The organism is Streptomyces sp. F63 (assembly GCF_018070345.1).
Classification (GTDB): domain Bacteria; phylum Actinomycetota; class Actinomycetes; order Streptomycetales; family Streptomycetaceae; genus Streptomyces.
The window spans coordinates 123,496-142,452 of the sequence record NZ_JAGPXX010000011.1 but is presented as its reverse complement, the minus strand read 5'-3'; the positions used below and the strand labels follow the sequence as shown (position 1 = coordinate 142,452).

Annotated in this window: 19 protein-coding genes; 7 read left to right on the top strand and 12 right to left on the bottom strand. The window is 74.5% G+C overall.

What is annotated here, in order from left to right:
- Positions 1 to 36 precede the first annotated feature (36 nt).
- A complete protein-coding gene (locus tag KBZ10_RS14655; RefSeq protein ID WP_210988050.1) occupies positions 37 to 759 on the bottom strand; it encodes a TetR/AcrR family transcriptional regulator in 723 nt (240 codons plus the stop codon).
- A gap of 129 nt (positions 760 to 888) precedes the next feature.
- Here KBZ10_RS14655 and KBZ10_RS14650 point away from each other — a divergent pair, with 129 nt between their 5' ends.
- Positions 889 to 1,353 carry a nitroreductase/quinone reductase family protein gene (locus tag KBZ10_RS14650; RefSeq protein ID WP_210988049.1) on the top strand — a complete coding sequence of 155 codons (465 nt, stop codon included), beginning with the start codon at positions 889 to 891 and terminating at the stop codon, positions 1,351 to 1,353.
- 275 nt (positions 1,354 to 1,628) lie between these two features.
- Here the strand turns inward: KBZ10_RS14650 and KBZ10_RS14645 are convergent, their stop codons facing one another.
- A complete protein-coding gene (locus KBZ10_RS14645) occupies positions 1,629 to 2,933 on the bottom strand; it encodes a geranylgeranyl reductase family protein (RefSeq protein ID WP_210988048.1) in 1,305 nt (434 codons plus the stop codon).
- Between the two features lie 169 nt (positions 2,934 to 3,102).
- Between KBZ10_RS14645 and KBZ10_RS14640 the strand changes: the two genes are divergently transcribed.
- Positions 3,103 to 4,482, top strand: a complete 1,380-nt coding sequence (locus KBZ10_RS14640; protein ID WP_210988047.1) for a dipeptidase — start codon at positions 3,103 to 3,105, stop codon at positions 4,480 to 4,482.
- A 140-nt stretch (positions 4,483 to 4,622) separates the two neighbouring features.
- Here KBZ10_RS14640 and KBZ10_RS14635 read toward each other — a convergent pair whose 3' ends face one another.
- Both KBZ10_RS14635 and KBZ10_RS14630 read right to left on the bottom strand, forming a co-directional pair.
- Complete coding sequence (locus KBZ10_RS14635) at positions 4,623 to 5,657, bottom strand: NUDIX hydrolase (RefSeq protein WP_210988046.1); 1,035 nt, start codon at positions 5,655 to 5,657, stop codon at positions 4,623 to 4,625.
- A 233-nt stretch (positions 5,658 to 5,890) separates the two neighbouring features.
- Positions 5,891 to 6,862 (bottom strand): ROK family protein, encoded by a 972-nt coding sequence (locus tag KBZ10_RS14630; protein ID WP_210988045.1) that lies wholly within the window; start codon positions 6,860 to 6,862, stop codon positions 5,891 to 5,893.
- 200 nt (positions 6,863 to 7,062) lie between these two features.
- Between KBZ10_RS14630 and KBZ10_RS14625 the strand changes: the two genes are divergently transcribed.
- Positions 7,063 to 8,046, top strand: coding sequence for a LacI family DNA-binding transcriptional regulator (locus KBZ10_RS14625; protein WP_210988090.1), 984 nt, complete (start codon positions 7,063 to 7,065; stop codon positions 8,044 to 8,046).
- A gap of 314 nt (positions 8,047 to 8,360) precedes the next feature.
- On the opposite strand, the gene KBZ10_RS14620 is transcribed toward KBZ10_RS14625, so the two are convergent.
- The 4 genes from KBZ10_RS14620 to KBZ10_RS14605 form a co-directional block, all read right to left on the bottom strand.
- Positions 8,361 to 9,323: an electron transfer flavoprotein subunit alpha/FixB family protein gene (locus KBZ10_RS14620; RefSeq protein ID WP_210988044.1), complete on the bottom strand. Its 963-nt coding sequence runs from the start codon at positions 9,321 to 9,323 to the stop codon at positions 8,361 to 8,363.
- Between the two features lie 55 nt (positions 9,324 to 9,378).
- The gene (locus KBZ10_RS14615; RefSeq protein ID WP_210988043.1) at positions 9,379 to 10,164 is read right to left on the bottom strand and encodes an electron transfer flavoprotein subunit beta/FixA family protein; all 786 of its coding nucleotides are present in this window, start codon (positions 10,162 to 10,164) and stop codon (positions 9,379 to 9,381) included.
- Between the two features lie 236 nt (positions 10,165 to 10,400).
- Positions 10,401 to 10,907, bottom strand: a complete 507-nt coding sequence (locus tag KBZ10_RS14610) for a flavin reductase family protein (protein WP_210988042.1) — start codon at positions 10,905 to 10,907, stop codon at positions 10,401 to 10,403.
- A gap of 200 nt (positions 10,908 to 11,107) precedes the next feature.
- Complete coding sequence (locus tag KBZ10_RS14605) at positions 11,108 to 11,539, bottom strand: TlpA family protein disulfide reductase (RefSeq protein WP_374223353.1); 432 nt, start codon at positions 11,537 to 11,539, stop codon at positions 11,108 to 11,110.
- A gap of 206 nt (positions 11,540 to 11,745) precedes the next feature.
- Here KBZ10_RS14605 and KBZ10_RS14600 point away from each other — a divergent pair, with 206 nt between their 5' ends.
- Positions 11,746 to 12,474, top strand: coding sequence for a 1-acyl-sn-glycerol-3-phosphate acyltransferase (locus KBZ10_RS14600; RefSeq protein WP_210988041.1), 729 nt, complete (start codon positions 11,746 to 11,748; stop codon positions 12,472 to 12,474).
- A gap of 44 nt (positions 12,475 to 12,518) precedes the next feature.
- On the opposite strand, the gene KBZ10_RS14595 is transcribed toward KBZ10_RS14600, so the two are convergent.
- The 3 genes from KBZ10_RS14595 to KBZ10_RS14585 are packed head-to-tail and all read right to left on the bottom strand — an operon-like array spanning position 12,519 to position 15,813.
- Entirely contained in the window at positions 12,519 to 13,637 is a 1,119-nt protein-coding gene (locus tag KBZ10_RS14595; protein WP_210988040.1) for a low specificity L-threonine aldolase, read from the bottom strand.
- Entirely contained in the window at positions 13,616 to 14,386 is a 771-nt protein-coding gene (locus KBZ10_RS14590) for an SDR family NAD(P)-dependent oxidoreductase (protein ID WP_210988088.1), read from the bottom strand. Before KBZ10_RS14590 ends, KBZ10_RS14595 begins: the two co-directional genes overlap by 22 nt.
- Before the next feature lie 26 nt (positions 14,387 to 14,412).
- The gene (locus KBZ10_RS14585; protein ID WP_210988039.1) at positions 14,413 to 15,813 is read right to left on the bottom strand and encodes a DUF6421 family protein; all 1,401 of its coding nucleotides are present in this window, start codon (positions 15,811 to 15,813) and stop codon (positions 14,413 to 14,415) included.
- A gap of 361 nt (positions 15,814 to 16,174) precedes the next feature.
- Here KBZ10_RS14585 and KBZ10_RS14580 point away from each other — a divergent pair, with 361 nt between their 5' ends.
- Positions 16,175 to 16,858: a glycerophosphodiester phosphodiesterase family protein gene (locus KBZ10_RS14580; protein WP_210988038.1), complete on the top strand. Its 684-nt coding sequence runs from the start codon at positions 16,175 to 16,177 to the stop codon at positions 16,856 to 16,858.
- Positions 16,859 to 16,904: 46 nt separating this feature from the next.
- On the opposite strand, the gene KBZ10_RS14575 is transcribed toward KBZ10_RS14580, so the two are convergent.
- Positions 16,905 to 17,468 carry a GNAT family N-acetyltransferase gene (locus KBZ10_RS14575; protein WP_210988037.1) on the bottom strand — a complete coding sequence of 188 codons (564 nt, stop codon included), beginning with the start codon at positions 17,466 to 17,468 and terminating at the stop codon, positions 16,905 to 16,907.
- Between the two features lie 101 nt (positions 17,469 to 17,569).
- Here KBZ10_RS14575 and KBZ10_RS14570 point away from each other — a divergent pair, with 101 nt between their 5' ends.
- Both KBZ10_RS14570 and KBZ10_RS14565 read left to right on the top strand, forming a co-directional pair.
- On the top strand, positions 17,570 to 17,962 hold the full coding sequence (locus tag KBZ10_RS14570) for a VOC family protein (RefSeq protein WP_210988036.1): 393 nt from the start codon (positions 17,570 to 17,572) through the stop codon (positions 17,960 to 17,962).
- Positions 17,963 to 18,180: 218 nt separating this feature from the next.
- The gene (locus KBZ10_RS14565; RefSeq protein WP_210988035.1) at positions 18,181 to 18,864 is read left to right on the top strand and encodes a DUF5134 domain-containing protein; all 684 of its coding nucleotides are present in this window, start codon (positions 18,181 to 18,183) and stop codon (positions 18,862 to 18,864) included.
- Positions 18,865 to 18,957 lie beyond the last annotated feature (93 nt).

Sequence of the window (18,957 nt, the reverse complement as noted above, 5' to 3'; positions counted from 1 at the left end):
CCCCGCCGGACGTTGACGTTGCTCGCCCGGAGGCCGCTACGCCCGCGCCGTCCTCCGTTCCGGCCCCGGCAGGCCCATCCCCTCCCCCAGCCGGGCCGCCGCGTGGTCGAAGAACTCCGGCCGCGCCTCGATCATCCGGTTGAACTGGCCGAAGATCTCGAAGCTCACCAGCCCGAAGAGCTGGGACCACGCCTCCACCGCGTGGGCGAGGACGGCCGCGGGCAGCCCCAGGCCCAGCTGCTCCCCGAGCGGCCCGGTGTCCCGCAGCACCGCCTCCGGCACGGAACCGGCGGGGGGTTCGCGCAGGGTGCCCGCGGCGTGGGCCTCACCGACCGCGCGGAGCAGGGCGATCGCCGCCCGCCCGGCCGGGACGTTGGTCGTCTCCGGGGCCGCGTAGCCGGGCACCGGGGAGCCGTAGAGCAGGGTGTACTCGTGCGGGTGCGCCAGCGCCCAGGCCCGTACGGCCCGGCAGACGGCCAGCCAGCGCTCCGCCGGGGCGCCGGGCCCGGCGTCCTCCGCGGCCCGTTCGGCGGCGGCGCCGAGCGCGTCGTAGGCGTCGACGATGAGGGCGGTCAGCAGCTCGTCCCGGCTGGGGAAGTAGCGGTACAACGCCGAGGAGACCATGCCGAGTTCGCGGGCCACCGCCCGCAGCGACAGCCGCGCCGCGCCCTCGGCCGCGAGCTGCCGCCGCGCCTCCTCCTTGATCGCCGCTGTGATCTCGCTGCGCGCCCGCTCACGGGCTCCCCGGATGGCTGCCATGAGCCAAGCCTGCCACGACTTTGAGCGGTGCACTCCGACAAGAGCACTGCTCTTGCTTTTTCGCCCACCGTAACGGACACTGATCCGGAACGAGAGCACCGCTCTCACACTCGACGGGGGGAGCCGTCCATGCCCCACTACCACCGACCCGGCCGTCTCGAGACCCGGCTCGTCCACTCCACCGTGGCCCGGCTCGCCCGGCACGGCATCAGCCTCCACGGCAGCGCCGAACTGTCCGTCCGCGGCCGTTCCACCGGCGAGTGGCGCCGCGTCCCGGTGGGCCCGCTCCCGCTGGACGGCGAGCGGTACCTGGTCTCCGTCCGCGGCGAGTCCCAGTGGGTGCGGAACATGCGGGCGGCGGGCGGCGGCCAATTGCGCATCGGCCGCACCACCCGGGCCTTCACGGCGGTCGAGCTGAGCGACGACGACGAGGCGGGCCGGGCCGAGAAGGCGGAGGTGCTGCGCCACTACCTCGCCCACTGGGGCGGGCAGCTGAAGAAATTCTTCGACGGGGCGGACGGAACGTCCCCCCGCGAGGAGTTGCTGCGGATCGCACCGGATCATCCGGTCTTCCGCATCACCGACCGCCTCTGAACGGGGAGAGCCCCGGGGCGGAACCCGGGCGGGTCCCCGCACCGGTCCGCACTCCCGGGGACCGGACGGCTCCGGCGCTTCCGCCGGGCCGGACCACGGGCCGGGCGCGCCGGGCGGGGACCACGGGGGTGCCTCCGCCCGGCGCCGTCCCACTCGCCTCAGCCGAACCGGGCGGCGCCCGTCGGACCCGGGTGGCCGGCGGGGACCGCCGCCTCACCGGAACGCCGTCCCACCCGGCGCGCCCCGGCGGCCCGGCCGGGCCCGGGGCCCGCCCCTCAGCTCTTGTCCAGGGCGGCCAGTGTGCGCCGCGCGACCCCGTTGGTCCGGACGATCTCGCCGAGCGAGGTGGAGCCCCGGGTCACCTTGGCGAAGGCGTTCCACGCGGGCCGGAATCCGGTGAGCGCCGCGTGCAGCAGCCCGGGGCGGCGGGCGAAGACGGCATGCATCCGCGCGCCGACCCCCATCTCCACGCCCAGCCCGGCCTTGATGGCGAAGGCGTAGTTGAGCGCCTGGCGGCGGGCGTCCACCGCATCGTGCGCCTCCGCGATCCGGACGGCCCACTCCCCCGCGAGCCGGCCGGAGCGGAGCGCGAAGGAGATGCCCTCCCGGGTCCACGGCTCCAGCAGCCCCGCCGCGTCACCGCAGACCAGCACCCGGCCCCGGGAGAGCGGGGAGTCCTCGGCCCGGCAGCGGGTCAAGTGGCCGGAGGAGATGCTGGGTTCGAAACCGGCCAGGCCCAGCCGGCCGACGAAGTCCTCCAGGTAGCGCTTGGTGGCGGCGCCCTCGCCGCGCGCCGAGATGACGCCGACCGTCAGGGTGTCGCCCTTGGGGAAGACCCAGCCGTAACTGCCGGGCATCGGCCCCCAGTCGATGAGGACCCGGCCGGCCCAGTCCTCGGCGACCGTCTCCGGAACCGGGATCTCCGCCTCCAGTCCCAGGTCGACCTGGTCCATCCGCACCCCGACGTGCGCGCCTATCCGGCTGGCGCTGCCGTCCGCCCCGACCACCGCGCGGGCGAGCACGGTCTCCCCACCGCTCAGCACCACGGCCACCGTGCGCCGGTCCGGCACCGCCGTGCCGTGCTGCTCCACCCGGGAGACCTGGACCCCGGTGCGGACCCGCGCACCGGCCGCCTCGGCCGCGTCCACCAGCGCCTGGTCGAACTCCGGCCGGTTGATCAGGCCGAACAGCATGGTCTTGGAGCGGCGGGTACGGGTCAGCCTGCCGTTGAGGGAGAAGGTCACCGCGTGCACCCGGTCGCGCAGCGGCAGTTCGAAGCCGGGGGGCAGCGCGTCGCGCGACGGCCCGATGATGCCGCCGCCGCAGGTCTTGTAACGGGGCAGTTCCGCCTTCTCCAGCAGCAGTGTCCGCCGGCCCGCGACAGCCGCCGCGTACGCCGCCGACGCTCCGGCGGGCCCGGCGCCGACGACCACGACGTCCCACACGTCCGCGCCACCGCCCCGCTCCCGGGCCGTGCCGCCCGGAGCCGTGCCCTCCGCGGGCGTGCCTCCCGAGCCCGGGCCCCTGGGGTCCGCGTCCTCCGGGGGTGTGCTGCCGCCCGCGCTGTTGTCGCTGCTCACCTGTGCCTTCGCTCCCGCTCGAACTGTCGTCCCGGCTCTCGGTCGCATCCTACGGCGCACGGCCGGGGGCGGCCTCTGTGGGAGGATCGGCAGCGCCCGACGCCCACGGCGGCACCCCGCCCGCGGCGGACGGCCCGTCCAGCCCACCGCACCCACCAGGAGCGTGCCCATGCCACCGCGGTCTCCGCAGCCGTCCCCCCTCGCCGCAACCGTCGCGGACCTGATGCCCCGGGCCCGTACCGAACTGGCGGAGCTGGTCGCCTTCCGGTCGGTCGCGGACGCCACGCAGTCCCCGAAGAGCGAGTGCGAGGCGGCGGCGGCCTGGGTCGCGGCCGCCCTGCGCACCGAGGGCTTCCAGGACGTCGCCGTCCTGGACACCCCCGACGGCACCCAGTCCGTGTACGGCCTGCTGCCCGGCCCGGAGGGCGCCCCCACCGTCCTGCTCTACGCGCACTACGACGTGCAGCCGCCCGGGGACGAATCCGCCTGGCAGTCACCGCCGTTCGAGCTCACCGAGCGCGGCGGCCGCTGGTACGGGCGCGGGGCCGCCGACTGCAAGGGCGGTCTGATCATGCACCTCACCGCCCTGCGCGCGCTCAAGGAGAACGGTGGCGTCCCCGTCACCGTCAAGGTCATTGCCGAGGGCTCGGAGGAGCAGGGCACCGGCGGACTCGAGCGCTACGCCGAGGCCCACCCCGGGCTGCTCACCGCCGACACCGTCGTCATCGGCGACACCGGCAACTTCCGGGCCGGGCTGCCCACGGTCACCGCCGTGCTGCGCGGCATGACGGCGCTGACGGTCCGGGTCGACACTCTCGAAGGCAATCTGCACTCCGGCCAGTTCGGCGGCGCCGCTCCGGACGCGCTGGCCGCGCTGATCCGGGTACTGGACTCGCTCCGCGCCGAGGACGGCTCCACCACCGTGGACGGACTGGCCGCCGACGGCGGCTGGGACGGTCTGGAGTACCCGGAGGACGCCTTCCGCGCCGACGCCCGCGTCCTGGACGGTGTGGAGCTGACCGGGTCCGGCTCGGTCGCCGACCGGATCTGGGCCCGTCCGGCGGTCACCGTGCTCGGCATCGACTGCCCACCGGTCGTCGGCGCCACCCCGTCCGTCCAGGCGAGCGCCCGGGCCGCGGTCAGCCTGCGGGTGCCGCCGGGCGCCGACGCCACGGAGGCCACCAAGCTCCTGGCGGCCCATCTGGAGGCGCACGTCCCGTGGGGCGCGCGGGTGACCGTGGAACAGTGCGGCCAGGCGCAGCCGTTCCGCGCCGACACCACCAGCCCGGCGTACGCGGCGATGGCCGAGGCGATGCGGGCGGCGTACCCGGGCGAGGAGATGCAGATAGCCGGGCAGGGCGGCTCGATCCCGCTCTGCAACACTCTCGCCGCGCTCTACCCGGAGGCGGAGATCCTGCTGATCGGGCTGAGTGAGCCTGCGGCGCAGATCCACGCGGTGAACGAGAGCGTCTCCCCGGAGGAACTGCGGCGGCTCTCCCTGGCCGAGGCGCTGTTCCTGGTGAACTACGCGGCGGCGCGGGGGGCCTGAGTTCCCGGCCGCGGCCGGCCCGCCGTTCCGCGCACGGCCGGCGGGCCGCGGCCGCCCGGGTGGCGCCGGCTCCCGGGTCCGGTTGCCCGCCACCCCGAGCACACCGGCGCTGCCGCGGGGCGGGGCGCCTGCTGCGGGCGTCAGCCGACCGGCACACCGTCCTCCAGGTTGAGCACGGTGGCACGCTCCCGGGCGCGCAGGGCCCAGCGCAGCCGCCGGAAGCGCTCCGGAGGCAGCAGCGTCCCGGCCTCATCCTCGGTGACGAACCGCCAGCCGCGCAGCTCGTCCGCCGGGAGCACCAGCCGGCGGGCCTCCTCCTCGGCGACCCGCCCGCCGTCGAAGAGCAGCCGCAGACCGCCGTACGAGGGCGGGGCGGGTGGTTCCCAGTCCACGACGAGCAGCCGCGGTGTCCGGTCCAGTTCGATGCCGATCTCCTCGGCGACCTCCCGGACTCCCGCGCGCGCCGGCGCCTCGCCCGTCTCCACGACACCGCCGGGGAACTCCCAGCCGGGCTTGTAGGTGGGGTCGACCAGCAGCACCCGGTCGCGGTCGTCGAAGAGCAGCACCCCCGCCGCCAGGGTCTCGGCGGCGGGCCGCGGCGACTGGACGATCTCGCAGGCGCCCGCGCCGGACCGCAGGGCCTCGGCGACGCGTTCGGCGGTGTCACGCGGGGTCAGCCCGCTGACGTCGACGAGGTGGGCGTCCTCGGTGAGCCAGGGCAGCGCCGCGTGGTACGGCGGGATCTGCGCCAGGCACCGGGCGCGTACGGAGGCGGACGCGCCCGGGTCACCGGGGACTTCCTCGCGGGCGGCTATCCGCTGCCGAAGGATCGTTTCCTCCGCGTGCAGCAGCACATGCCGGACGGGGATCCGGTGGGAGGCGAAGCCGCCGAAGATCTCGTCCCGGTACTCCTGCCGGAGCAGCGTCATCGGCACGATCAGCACGCCGGGCGCCTCGGCGAGGACGGCGGCGCCGGTCTCCACGGTGAGCCGCCGCCAGGCCGGCAGATCGCGGATGTCCGCGACCTCCTCCAGGCGTTTGCGGGGCAGGATCGTCCGCAGACCGTCACCGACCGGCTCCGGGTCGTAGAGCAGGCTGCCGGGGATCAGGTCCATCAGCTCGCGCGCCGCGGTGCTCTTGCCCGTGCCGAACGCGCCGTTCAGCCAGACGATCACGCTTTCCCCCTCGGATGTGGCCCACGGTGGGACTGCCCGCACCACCCTGTCATGGAAACACTTGTTCGTGCCGACGCGGGGAACAGCCGTCACGGCCGTCCGCGGAGATGGGCCATGCCGTCGGCGTATGCGGGGACATTTCCCCTGGCTCCGCCCGTTCATCCCCGCCCGGGGTCAGGCGCCGGCCGACAACGGGCCGGCCGGCGCCCGGTCCGGGTGGGAGCGCCGAGCCGTCAGACGGACGACGCGGGGGGCCGGGTCTCCACCGCCTCCCCCGAGAACGCCTGCGCGGCCGCCGCCGCTCCGACGAGCCCGGCGTCGGCACCCATCCGCGCCGGGACGACCTCGAGACCGCGGACGAAGGAGAGCGTGGCGTAGTCCGCGAGGGCGCGGCGCAGCGGCGCGAAGAGGACCTCGCCCGCCCCGGCCACTCCCCCGCCGATGACCGCCACCTCGATCTCCACCAGGGTGGCGGTCGCGGCGATCCCCGCGGCCAGGGCCTGCGCCGCGCGCTCGAACGAGGCGGACGCCACCGGATCACCCGCCCGCGCGGCCCGTGCCACGGCGGCCGAGGTGGCGTCGCCCCCGGGGCCGGGGCGCCAGCCGTCGTCCAGGGCGCGGCGGGCGATGTTGGGGCCGCTGGCGATGCGTTCGACACAGCCGCGGGAGCCGCAGGGGCAGGGGTCGCCGTCCAGGTCCACGCTGATGTGGCCGATGTGCCCGGCGTTGCCGGTCGGGCCGGGATGCAGCCGCCCGCCCAGGACCAGCCCGCCGCCGACGCCGGTCGAGACCACCATGCAGAGGGCGTTCGCCCGGCCGCGTGCCGCGCCGAGCCAGTGCTCGGCCGCCGTCATCGCGACGCCGTCGCCGACGAGCACCGCGGGGAGCGGGCCGACCGCGCGCCCGACTTCGTCCAGCAGGGGGAAATCACGCCAGCCGGGTACGTTCACCGGGCTGACCATGCCGGTGGAGGCGTCGACCGGCCCCGCGCTGCCGATGCCGAGGCGGGTGACCCGCTCCCAGAGCGGGGCGTCGGCGGCGAGGTCGCCGAGAACGGCCCGGACGGCGGCCATCACGGTGGCGCCGTTCTCCCGCGCCGGGGTCGGGCGCTGGGACCGCCGCAGGATCTCGCCCCCTCCGCCGACGACAGCTCCGGCGATCTTCGTTCCGCCGATGTCGAGAGCGGCCACGAGGTCGTTGTGCATCGGCGGGGTCTCTCCGGTGGGCTGGGGCCGCGCCGGGGGTCGCCGGCCCGGGCTGTCGGGCATCACGCACCAGTCTCCTCACATCTGACAACGTTGTCCAGGCCGTATGCTGCCAGCCACCACCCCGCAGCAGACCGAGGATCCGCCACGTGGCCGACAGCACCCGCACCCCCGAGCGCCGCTACGGCACCCGGCCCACCATGAAGGATGTCGCCGCACGCGCCGGGGTGGGGCTGAAAACCGTCTCCCGGGTCGTCAACGGCGAGCCGGGAGTCACCCCCGACACCGTCCAGCGGGTGCGGGACGCCATCGAGGCCCTGGGCTTCCGGCGCAACGACAGCGCCCGCATCCTGCGCAAGGGCCGCACCGCGAGCATCGGGCTGGTCCTGGAGGACCTCGCCGACCCCTTCTACGGGCCGCTCAGCCGGGCCGTAGAAGAGGCCGCCCGCGCTCACGGAGCCCTGCTGATCCACGGATCCAGCGCCGAGGACCCGGAACGGGAGCGCGAACTCGTCCTGGCCTTCTGCGCCCGCCGCGTCGACGGGCTCGTCGTCGTCCCGGCCGGCGACGACCACCGGTATCTGGAGCCGGAGATGGCGGCCGGGATCGCCACCGTCTTCGTGGACCGCCCGCCGGGCCGCATCGAGGCGGACGTCGTACTGACCGACGGCTGCGCCGGCGCCCGCAGGGGCGTCGCCCACCTGATCGCGCACGGGCACCGCCGGATCGGCTTCATCGGCGACCAGCCGCGCATCCACACCGCCAAGGAGCGGCTGCGCGGCTACCGCGCGGCGATGGCCGCGGCCGGCCTCCCCGTGGACGAGCGGTGGGTGTCGCTCGGCCCCACCGACCCGGCACGGGTGCGTGCCGCCGCCCGCGCGATGCTGGACGGCGCGCAGCCGGTGACGGCGCTCTTCTCGGCCAACAACCGGGTGACGGTCACGGTCGTGCGCGAACTCAGCGGCCGGACCCGGCAGGTCGCCCTGGTGGGCTTCGACGACTTCGAGCTGGCCGATCTGCTCAGCCCGGCCGTGACGGTGATCGCGCAGGACGCCGCGCAGCTGGGCCGCACGGCCGCCCACCGGCTCTTCCGCCGGCTGGACGGGGCGGACGACCCGCCCGAGGTGATGACGCTTCCGACCCGGCTGATCCCCCGCGGCTCCGGCGAACTGCCGCCGCCGTGACGGCCGGGCGCCCGGGGGCCGGCCGGACGCACCGGCCGCGTGGCGGAAAGCGGACGCACCGGCCGCGTGGCAGGAGAAGCGGACGCACCGGCCGCGTGGCGGGAAGCGGAGACGGCACCCCGCCGCGGCGCCGGGCACGCCGCGTCCCGCCTCCTGCGGTCCGCCGGCTCCGGGGCATCCGCGTCCGCACACCGTCCGCGGGCCGGGCCGTCCGGGGCGCCGCCGGCCGGCGGCCCTGCCGGGACCGCCCCCGGGCACGCGCGGGCCCCGGCACACCGTCCGTGCGCCGGGGCCCGCGGAAACCGCGCGCGGAGTCAGCCCTTGCGGGCCTTGACCTCCTCGGTCAGCTGCGGGACGACCTGGAAGAGGTCGCCGACGACGCCGTAGTCGACCAGGTCGAAGATCGGGGCCTCGGAGTCCTTGTTGATGGCCACGATGGTCTTCGAGGTCTGCATGCCGGCCCGGTGCTGGATCGCGCCGGAGATGCCCGCCGCGATGTAGAGCTGCGGGGAGACCTGCTTGCCGGTCTGGCCGACCTGGTTGGTGTGCGGGTACCAGCCGGCGTCCACGGCGGCGCGGGAGGCGCCGACGGCCGCGCCGAGGGAGTCGGCCAGCGCCTCGATGACGGGGAAGTTCTCGGCGCCGTTGACGCCGCGGCCGCCGGAGACCACGATCGCGGCCTCGGTCAGCTCCGGCCGGCCGGTCGACTCGCGCGGGGTGCGCGAGGTGACCTTGGTGCCGGTGGCCTTGTCACCGAAGGTGACGGCGAGCTGCTCGACGGTCCCGGCGGCCTGGGCGGCCTCCGGGGCGGCCGAGTTGGGCTTGACGGTGATGACCGGGACGCCCTTGCTGACACGGGACTTGGTGGTGAAGGCGGCGGCGAACACCGACTGGGTGGCCACCGGGCCCTCGTCGCCGGCCTCGACGTCGACGGCATCGGTGATGATGCCGGAGCCGATGCGAACCGCGAGGCGGGCCGCGATCTCCTTGCCGTCGGCGGAGGACGGCACCAGGACGGCGGCCGGGGAGACGGCGGCGACCGCGGCCTCCAGCGCGTCGACCTTCGGCACGACCAGGTAGTCGGCGAACTCGGGGGCGTCGGCCGTCAGGACCTTCACGGCGCCGTACTCGGCGAGGACCGGGGCGGCGGTGTCGGCGCCGGCACCGAGGTGCACGGCGACCGGCTCGCCGATGCGGCGGGCGATGGTCAGCAGTTCGAGGGTCGGCTTGCGGACGGAGCCGTCCACGTGGTCGACGTAGACGAGAACTTCAGCCATGGGAATGCTCTCCTGCGGATACGAGTCTGGATCGGGGTGGGTGCTGAAGCTCGGCTCAGATGAACTTCTGGCCGGCGAGGAACTCGGCGAGCTGCTTGCCGCCCTCGCCCTCGTCCGTGACGATCGTGCCCGCGGTGCGCGGCGGGCGCGGCGTGGCCTCCTCGACCTTGGTCCAGGCTCCTTCGAGGCCGACCTCGTCCGCCTCGATGCCCAGGTCGGACAGGTCCAGGGACTCCACCGGCTTCTTCTTGGCGGCCATGATGCCCTTGAAGGACGGGTAGCGGGCCTCACCGGACAGGTCCGTCACCGAGACGACGGCCGGCAGGGCGGCCTCCAGCTCCTCGGTGGCGGCGTCGCCGTCGCGGCGGCCGGTCACCTTGCCGTCCTCGACGGAGACCTCGGACAGCAGGGTCACCTGCGGGACGCCCAGGCGCTCGGCGAGAAGCGCCGGAAGCACGCCCATGGTGCCGTCGGTGGAGGCCATGCCGCAGACGACGAGGTCGTAGCCGGCGTGCTCGACGGCCTTGGCCAGCACCAGGGAGGTGCCCATGACGTCGGTGCCGTGGAGGTCGTCGTCCTCGACGTGAACGGCCTTGTCGGCCCCCATCGACAGCGCCTTGCGGAGCGCGTCCTTCGCGTCCTCGGGGCCGACCGTGAGCACGGTGATCTCCGCGTCGTCCGCGTCTTCGGCGATCTGGAGGGCCTGCTCGACGGCGTACTCGTCGAGCTCGGACAGCAGACCGTCGACCGCGTCGCGGTCGGTGGTCAGGTCCTCCGCGAAGTGCCGGTCGCCGGTGGCGTCGGGCACGTACTTCACACAGACAACGATCCTCAGGCTCACGCCGGCTCTCCTACCGCATCGTCTCTCATGAACTGCCTTGTGGGAGGCAGCATAGGCGCCTCCTCGGGCCGGACCCCGTCCGGGACATCCCGCGCTCCCGGCAATATATTACTCGCCAGTACATACAGCTGGACGCCCGTGTGCAAGGGCGGTCGGCTGTGACGTCCGCTACGGTGTGCAACCGCACCGCACGGGTAGCCGGGGCCGGTGCGCGGGCACAGCGGCACCCCCGCCGCTCAGTCCCGCAGGCCGTTGAACCGGCCGCCGTGGTAGACCAGCGGCCGCCCGGCACCGCCGGCGTCCCCCGCGACCACCTCGGCGACGACCAGGTGGTGGTCGCCCGCCGGCGCACGGGTGATGATCCGGCCCACCAGCCAGGCCGGTACGTCCTCCAGGACCGGGACCCCGTGCGGCCCGCGCGACCAGCGGGTGGGCCCGGCGAAGCGGTCGGCGCCGCGGCGCGCGAAGGTCTCCGCCAGCTCCCGCTGGTGCTCCCCCAGGATGTGCACCCCGATGTACCCGGCCTCGGCTATGACCGGCCAGCTCGACGAGGCCGTCCCCACGCCGAAGGAGAACAGCGGCGGTTCGGCGGCCACGGAGGTCAGCGACGTGGCGGTGAACCCGGCGGGCCGGCGGGCGTGCGCGGTGATCACCGCCACACCGGCGGCGTGCCGGCGGAAGGCGGAGCGCAGGAGGCCGGTGGCCTCGACCTGGGACGTGTCGAGGTCGGACGTGGCCGTCATCGTGTGGGGTCCTCGGGTTGTGCGGGTGGGGCCGGGAAAGGGAGCGGATCAGCCGTCCGGGCAGAGGGCGCGAGCGCGCCGGGAGGGGTCCGCCGGGGTCCGGGGGTGGAGGGTTCTCGGCCGCATCCCGCCAGCTTGGCGAGGCGCGGTGCGCAGCGTCAAGGCCGCACCGGCCGATGGGATCAGCGTCACGATCTTGGTCAGCCCACGGCCTCCCCGAGCGCGGCGATGACGTCGGCGCGGCGCGGGACACCCGCGGCGCGGCGGATGATCCGCCCGCCGGAGTCGAGGACGAGCACGGTGGGGGTGCTCTCGATGCCGAGGGCACGCACGAGTTCCAGCCGCGCTTCGGCGTCCACCTCGATGTGCGCGACCCCGCCGACCATGTCCGCCACCGCTTCGAGGGTCCGCCGGGTGGCCCGGCAGGGCTGGCAGAAGGCGGTGGAGAACTGGACGAGACTGGCCCGCTCCCCCAGTTCCGCGCCGAGATCCGCCGGCCCCAGGCGCCGCGCGCCGTCCTGGTCCCGCACCGTTCCGTCCTCCCCGCCGCCGTCCGTGCCGTCCGTGCCGTCCGTGCCGTCCGTGCCGTCCGTGCGGATGCAGCGTACGGGCCGCCTCGTCGATTCCCGCACCGGCCCGCCTTCCCGGGCTTACGGACCGCCTGCCGGGGAAGGTGCCCGGCGTGGAACCGGCGGAGCCGACGTGACGAGGATCTCCCGGAGAGACGCCTCACGGGGTGGCCCTCGGGCGGCGCCATCGGGCACGATCGGCCGCAGCCGGAAACCTACGGCTCCGTAACTTCTCCGGGGAACCCCCCGGGCACAGAAGGGCCCCCCGCATGGCAGAACTCGTCTATCCGCCGGTGATCGGTCTCGCGCGCACCATGTTCAAGGCGCTGGACCTCCGCATCGACATGCGGGGCACCGAGCACATACCGCGGCAGGGGGGCGCGGTGCTCGTCAGCAACCACATCGGCTATCTCGACTTCGTCTTCTGCGGGCTGACGGCCCGGCCGGCGAAGCGCCTGGTGCGGTTCATGGCGAAGGAGTCGGTCTTCCGGCACAAGGTGTCCGGGCCGCTGATGCGCGCGATGAAGCACATCCCCGTCGACCGCGCGCAGGGCGAGCAGGCGTACGCGAACGCGCTGAAGGCGCTCCGCTCCGGCGAGATCATCGGGGTGTTCCCGGAGGCGACCATCTCGCCGTCGTTCACGCTGAAGACCTTCAAGTCGGGCGCGGCCCGGCTGGCGCAGGAGGCCGGCGTGCCGCTGCTGCCGATGGCGCTGTGGGGCACCCAGCGGATCTGGACGAAGGGCCGCCCGCGCGACATGGGACGGAACCACATCCCGATCACCATCCGCGTGGGGGAGCCGGAGCCGGCCGACCCGGCGGACTCGGCCGCCAACATCACCCAGCGGGTCAAGACCCGGGTGCAGGAGCTGCTGGAGGCGGCGCAGCGCGCCTACCCGGTCCGGCCCAAGGGCCCGGAGGACACCTGGTGGGTGCCGGCGCATCTCGGCGGTACGGCACCGGCCCCGGCGCAGGTCCGCTCGCGCGACGACGACTGAACCCCCACCGCCCCGGCGGGACCCGGGCCGCGGCGCGTGCGCCGTCAGCCCCGGTCCATCTCCTCCGCCAGTGCGGCCGTGAACGCGTCCACGTCCGCCTCGGTGGTGTCGAAGGAGCACATCCAGCGGACGATCCCGGCCTCCTCGTCCCAGAAGTAGAAGCGGTGCCGCTTCCGCAGCCGCTCGGCGGCGTCCCGGGGCAGCCGGGCGAACACGGCGTTGGCCTGCACCGGGTGGACGATCTCCACGCCGGGCACCGCCCGGGCACCCGCCGCCAGCCGCTGGGCCATCGCGTTGGCGTGCGCGGCGCTCCGCCGCCAGAGGTCGCCGGAGAGCAGCGCCTCGAACTGCACCGACACGAAGCGCATCTTGGAGGCGAGCTGCATCGAGAGCTTGCGCAGATGCTTCATGGCGCGCACCGCGTCCGGGTTGAGCACCACCACGCACTCGCCGAAGAGCAGCCCGTTCTTGGTGCCTCCGAAGGACAGCGTGTCCACGCCCGCGTCGGTGGTGAACGCGCGCAGCGGCTCGCCCAGCGACGCGGCGGCGTTGGCGATGCGCGAGCCGTCGAGGTGGACCGTCATCCCGCGCTCGTGGGCGTGGTCGCAGATCGCCCGGACCTCCTCCGGGGTGTAGCAGGAGCCGAGTTCGGTCGTCTGCGTGATCGAGACGACCTGCGGCTGCGCGCGGTGCTCGTCGTCCCAGCCGTACGCCTCGCGGTCGATCAGCGCGGGCGTGAGCTTGCCGTGCTCGGTGGGCACGCTCAGCAGCTTGAGCCCGCCGACCCGCTCCGGGGCGCCGCCCTCGTCCACGTTGATGTGCGCGCTGTCCGCGCAGATCACCGCGCCCCAGCGCTCGGTCATCGCCTGGAGGGCGACGACGTTGGCTCCGGTGCCGTTGAAGACGGGGAACGCCTCGGCGCGGGGCCCCAGATGGGAGCGGAACACCTCCTGGAGATGGCTCGTGTAGGCGTCCTCGCCGTAGGCGGTCTGGTGACCGCCGTTGGCGAGGGCCAGCGCCGCCAGGATCTCGGGGTGCGCGCCGGCGTAGTTGTCGCTGGCGAAGCCGCGCGCCGCGGGGTCGTGGCGGCGCTCGGCGTCGGGGCGGGCGGTTCCGGCCGTGCCGGTGTCACCGGCCTCGGTCAGGATTGCGGGGTCAGCCACAGGCGCTTTCCGTTCACTTCCTCGGCGGACTGGTCCCAGACGCCGGTGATGGCCTCGGCCAGCTCCTTGACGTCGGTGAAGCCCGCGAATTTCGCGTGGGGGCGCTCGGCACGCATCGCGTCGTGCACCAGCGCCTTCACCACCAGGATGACAGCGGCCGCGGGCAGTCCCTCACCGTCCCCCTCCTTCCTGAGGGCGTCGGCGAGGGCGAGGGTCCACGCCTCCGCCGCGGCCTTGGCGGCGGCGTACGCGGCGTTGCCCGCCGTCGGCTTGCTGGCGCCGGCGGCGCTGACGAGCACGTAGCGGCCCTTGCCGCTGCGGCGCAGCGCGTCGTGGAACGCGAGCGAGGTGTGCTGGACGGTGCGGATCAGCAGGTTGTGCAGGGTGTCCCAGTCCGCGAGGGGGGTCGCGGCGAAGGTCTTGCTGCCGCGCCAGCCGCCGACGAGGTGGATGAGGCCGTCGATCCGGCCGAACTCCTTCTCGGTGCGGTCGGCCCAGGCGCGGGTCGCGTCCAGGTCGAGCAGGTCCACGGTCTCGCCGGTGACGGCGGCGCCGCCGTGGGCGTAGCGGGCGGCGTCCACCGCCTCCGCCAGCCGCTCCACGTCGGCGTCGGCGGCGACGACGGTGGCCCCCGCCTCGGCCAGCCGCAGCAGGGCCGCCCGTCCGGCGGGGCCGGCCGCGCCGGCCACCGCCACCACGGCGCCCTCCAGCGGGCCGTTGCCCGCGGTCTCCTCCACGCTGCCGTTCATCCTCGTCGCCTCCTCGTCCGTGCCGCTCACGCGGCCGCCGTCCCGGGGGTCCCCGTGGCGGTGATCCCCTTCGTGGACGCGATCACACCGCGCAGCTTCTTCGCAAGCGCCTCGTAGAACATGCTGAGCGGGAATTCATCCGGAAGCACCTCGTCGACCAGCTTGCGCGGCGGCAGCGACAGGTCGAGCGCGTCGGGCCCCTTGTTCCAGACGGAGCCGGGGTGCGGGGCCAGGTAGGAGGAGACGAGCTCGTAGGCCGCGAACCAGTGGACGAGCTTGGGCCGGTCGATGCCGTCGCGGTAGAGCTTCTCGATCTCGCCGAGGAGCTGCTGGGTGACCTGCGGGGCCCGGTCCCAGTCGATGTGCAGGGTGTTGTCCGTCCAACGGACGACGTCGTGCCGGTGGAGGTAGGCGAAGAGAAGCTGGCCGCCGAGGCCGTCGTAGTTCTTGACGCGGTCGCCGGTGACCGGGAAGCGGAACATCCGGTCGAAGATCACGGCGTACTGCACGTCGCGGCCCTGCGGCAGCCCCTCCTCCGCGAGGCGGACGGCCTCCCGGAAGGCGGTGAGGTCGCAGCGCAGCTCCTCCAGGCCGTACATCCAGAACGGCTGCCGCTGCTTGATCATGAACGGGTCGAACGGCAGGTCGCCGTGGCTGTGCGCCCGGTCGTGGATCATGTCCCAGAGGACGAAGGCCTGCTGGCAGCGGTCCTGGTCGGCCAGCATGGCGCGGATGTCCTCGGGGACGTCCAGGCCGAGGATGTCCACCGCGGACTCGGTGACGGCGCGGAAGCGGGCGGCCTCGCGGTCGCAGAAGATCGCGCCCCAGGAGAAGCGGTCGGGGACCTCGCGGACCGCGACGGTCTCCGGGAAGAGCACGGCGGAGTTGGTGTCGTAGCCCGAGGTGAAGTCCTCGAAGGTGATCCCGAGGAAGAGCGGGTTGTCGAAGCGGTCGCGCTCCAGGGCGGCCAGCCAGTCCGGCCAGACGACGCGGAGGACGACGGCTTCGAGGTTGCGGTCGGGGTTGCCGTTCTGGGTGTACATCGGGAACACGACGAGGTGCTGCCGGCCGTCCGCGCGGCTCTCGGCGGGGCGGAAGGCGAGCAGCGAGTCCAGGAAGTCCGGCACGCCGAAGCCGCCCTCCGCCCAGCGGCGCAGATCCGTGACGAGCGCACGGTGGTACTCCGCGTCGTGCGGCAGCAGGGGGGAGAGCTCCTGCACGGCGCCGGCCACCCGTCCGACGGCCTCCTCGACGGCGGTGCGGCCGGGGGCGTGCCCGTCCGTGAAGTCGATCGAGCCGTCCTTCGACTGCCGGGAACGGATCTCCTCCACGGCGGTCTTCAGGACGGGCCAGGCCGGGTGGTCGATCACACGCTCAACAGTGGAAGCTGAGGCTTCCCGCTCTTCACGCACAAGAATTTCCGTCATAGCTACCCCTCAACCAGAGATAATTTCGCTCCGCTACGGTACCCACTAAAGAATCTGCAGCTCAACCGGGGACACCGGAAGACGTTCGGTCGATCTGTGACATGGCCGCAAGTTTTCCCGTGATGGACAGTACCCACGGTCACATCGCTCACTCCTGTCCCCGGAGAGGCGTGGGTCACCCGGCCGGACGTCAGCCCGGCGCACCGTCTCTGACACCCACGGGTGAGGAGCGCGGAGACCTCCGGCGCACAGCGGTGCGAACCGGCCCGCTGCCATTAGGCTGCGTGCTGGTTCACGGGGGCAGCCGTGGGTGGCTGTCCCTCTCCGGGGGCGACCCCCGTCCCCGCGGATTGGAGGACTCGTGACCTTCCTCGCCATCGGACACCGCGGAGTCATGGGCGTCGAACCGGAGAACACCCTGCGCTCCTTCGTCCGGGCCGACCGTGCGGGCATGGACGTCATCGAGCTGGACCTGCACCTCAGCAAGGACGGCGCCCTGGTGGTGATGCACGACGCCGAGGTCGACCGCACGACCGACGGCAGGGGCCCCATCGGCGACCTGACCCTCGCCGAGCTGCGTGAGCTGGACGCGGGGCAGGGCGAGCGCATCCCCGTCTTCGAGGAGGTGCTGGACGCCGTCCGCGCCCCCCTGCAGGCCGAGATCAAGGATGTGGCGGCGGCCCGCGCCCTGGCCGAGGTGATGAACCGCCGCGACCTCGCCGCCCGGGTGGAGGTGCTCTCCTTCCACGACGAGGCCCTGCTGGAGATCACCGGACTGGTGCCCGGCGTCCGCACCGCCCTCGTCGCCAGCCGCTACGGTCCCGAGGTCGTCGGCCGGGCGGTGGCCGTCGGCGCGAAGACGCTGGTGCTCAACATCCGCCGGCTGACCCTGGAGACCGTCGAGAAGGCCCGCGAGGCCGATCTCCGGGTCATCGGCTGGACCGTCAACACCCAGGACCATCTGCGGCTCGCCCGGGCCCTCGGCCTCGACGGCGGCACCACCGACTTCCCCGAGATCAAGCGGACCTGCCGGTTCACCGCCTGAGCGGGACGCCCGCCCCGGCCCCGGCACGGGCGCGGGCGCGGCGCACTCAGCGGAGGGGCTTCACCAGCAGTTCGAAGCGGAGATCGTCGCGCCGCGGAATGCCGAAGCGCTCGTCCCCGTACGGGAAGGGGCTGGTACGGCCGGTGCGGCGGTACCCGCGCCGCACGTACCAGGCGATGAGGTCCTCCCGGGCCGTGATCACCGTCATCTGCATCTCCCGCGCTCCCCACTCCTCCCGCGCGGTCCGCTCCGCCTCGGCGAGCACCACCCGGCCCAGCCCCTCCCCCTGGAGGAGGGGGCGGACGGCGAACATGCCGAAGTAGGCGATGTCGCCGCGGCGCTCCAGCTGGCAGCAGGCGACGAGGGCGCCGTCCCGCTCGGCGACGAGCATCCGGCTGTCCGCGCCCGTCACCACCTCCGCGACCCCCTCCGGGTCGGTGCGCTGCCCCTCCAGCAGATCGGCCTCGGTGGTCCAGCCGGCGCGGCTGGCCTCGCCGCGGTACGCGGACTCGACCAGCCCGACCAGCGCGGGCACGTCCGCCTCGGCCGCCGTGCGGAACAGGAGCCGGTCGGCGGGGCGGGGGGCGGTGGTTCCGGTGAGCTGGTCCATGGGCGTGCGCCTTCTCTCGTACGGGCCCGCAGGCTCCGTCGAGGCTAGCAAGCGCGCCGGAAGCCCCGACAGCGGTCCCGGCGGTGCGTAGGGTCACCGGCATGGTGCATGTACTGAGCAGCCGGATCCTGGTGTGTCCCACCGACCCCGACCGGTCCCGGGCCTTCTACGGAGAGGACCTCGGGCTCGCCGTCCACCGGGAGTTCGGGACGGGGACCGAGCGCGGCACGGTCTACTTCCTCGGCGGCGGCTTCCTGGAGGTCTCCGGGCGCTCCGAGACCCCTCCCGCGCCCGGCCTGCGATTGTGGCTGCAGGTCGGGGACGCCGCCGCGGCCCACCGGGAACTGTCCGCCCGGGGCGTGGAGATCCTGCGGCCGCCGGTGAGGGAGCCCTGGGGGCTGATCGAGATGTGGATCGCCGACCCCGACGGTGTGCGGATCTGCGTGGTCGAGATCCCCGCCGACCACCCGATGCGGTACCGGCCGGGCATCTGACGCGGACGGCGGGCGCAGGGCACAGCGCTCGCGGACCGGGCGCGGAGACCGCCGGCCCCGTCCGCGCACCGCCTTCCCGCTTCCCGTGCGCGTTCCCGTCCGGCGCCCCTCCGCGCGCCGCGCGCCCCCCGGTGCGCCCGTGGCTGCCCTGGTGCGCTCCCGTGCCCGGCATCGCCGCCGGGCAGCCTCCGGGCGTACCGGCAACGGGGAGGTGCACCGTGCACGGACCACCGCTCATCGGCTGGCTGCTGACCGCTCTCTGCGGAGCGTGCGCCGTCCACGGCCTGCTGCGGATGCGCGCCGGTCCGGCCGCACGGCGCGCGGAGGCGGGGGGCGAGACGCTGATGGGGCTCGGCATGGCGGTGATGGCCGTACCCGTCGTGGCGGTGAGCGGCAGGGAGTGGCTGCCGGCCGCGTTCGCCGGGGTGTTCGGCCTCTCCTGTGCGGTGTCGCTCGTCCTGGCCGCGACCGGTGTGCGCGGGGGGAGTGCCGGGTGGCACCACGGCCACCACGCGGCGGGCTCCGCCGCGATGGTCCACATGGGGCTCGCCATGTCCGCCGCACCGCACGCGGCGGGGCACGCGGGGCACGCGGCCGCCGCCCAGGGACCCGGCGGACCGCCGCTGCTGACCGGGGTGTTCGCGGGGTACTTCGCGCTCTACGCGCTGTGGAGCGGGCTGCGGCTGGCGCCACGTGCGGAGGCGGTCCGGGGCGCGGTCCCGGCCGGCGTCCCCGGGGCGGCCCCGGCGGGCGGCGGCCCGGAAGGTCCGGGTGCGGCCGCCGGGGAGGTGTGCGGGGGCGCGCCGGAGAGCGGCCGCGGCGGTGCCGGGCCCGCGGAGCCGCTTGCCGTCTCCCGGCTGGTGATGGCGATGGCCATGGCCGCCATGCTGATGGCGCTCTGAGAGGAGGGCGGTGGCGCCCCTTCCACCCGCCGCGCCCGGACCCGGGCCCGTGGTGTGCGTCACTCCCCGCCCGGGGCCGTACGCACCGGATGC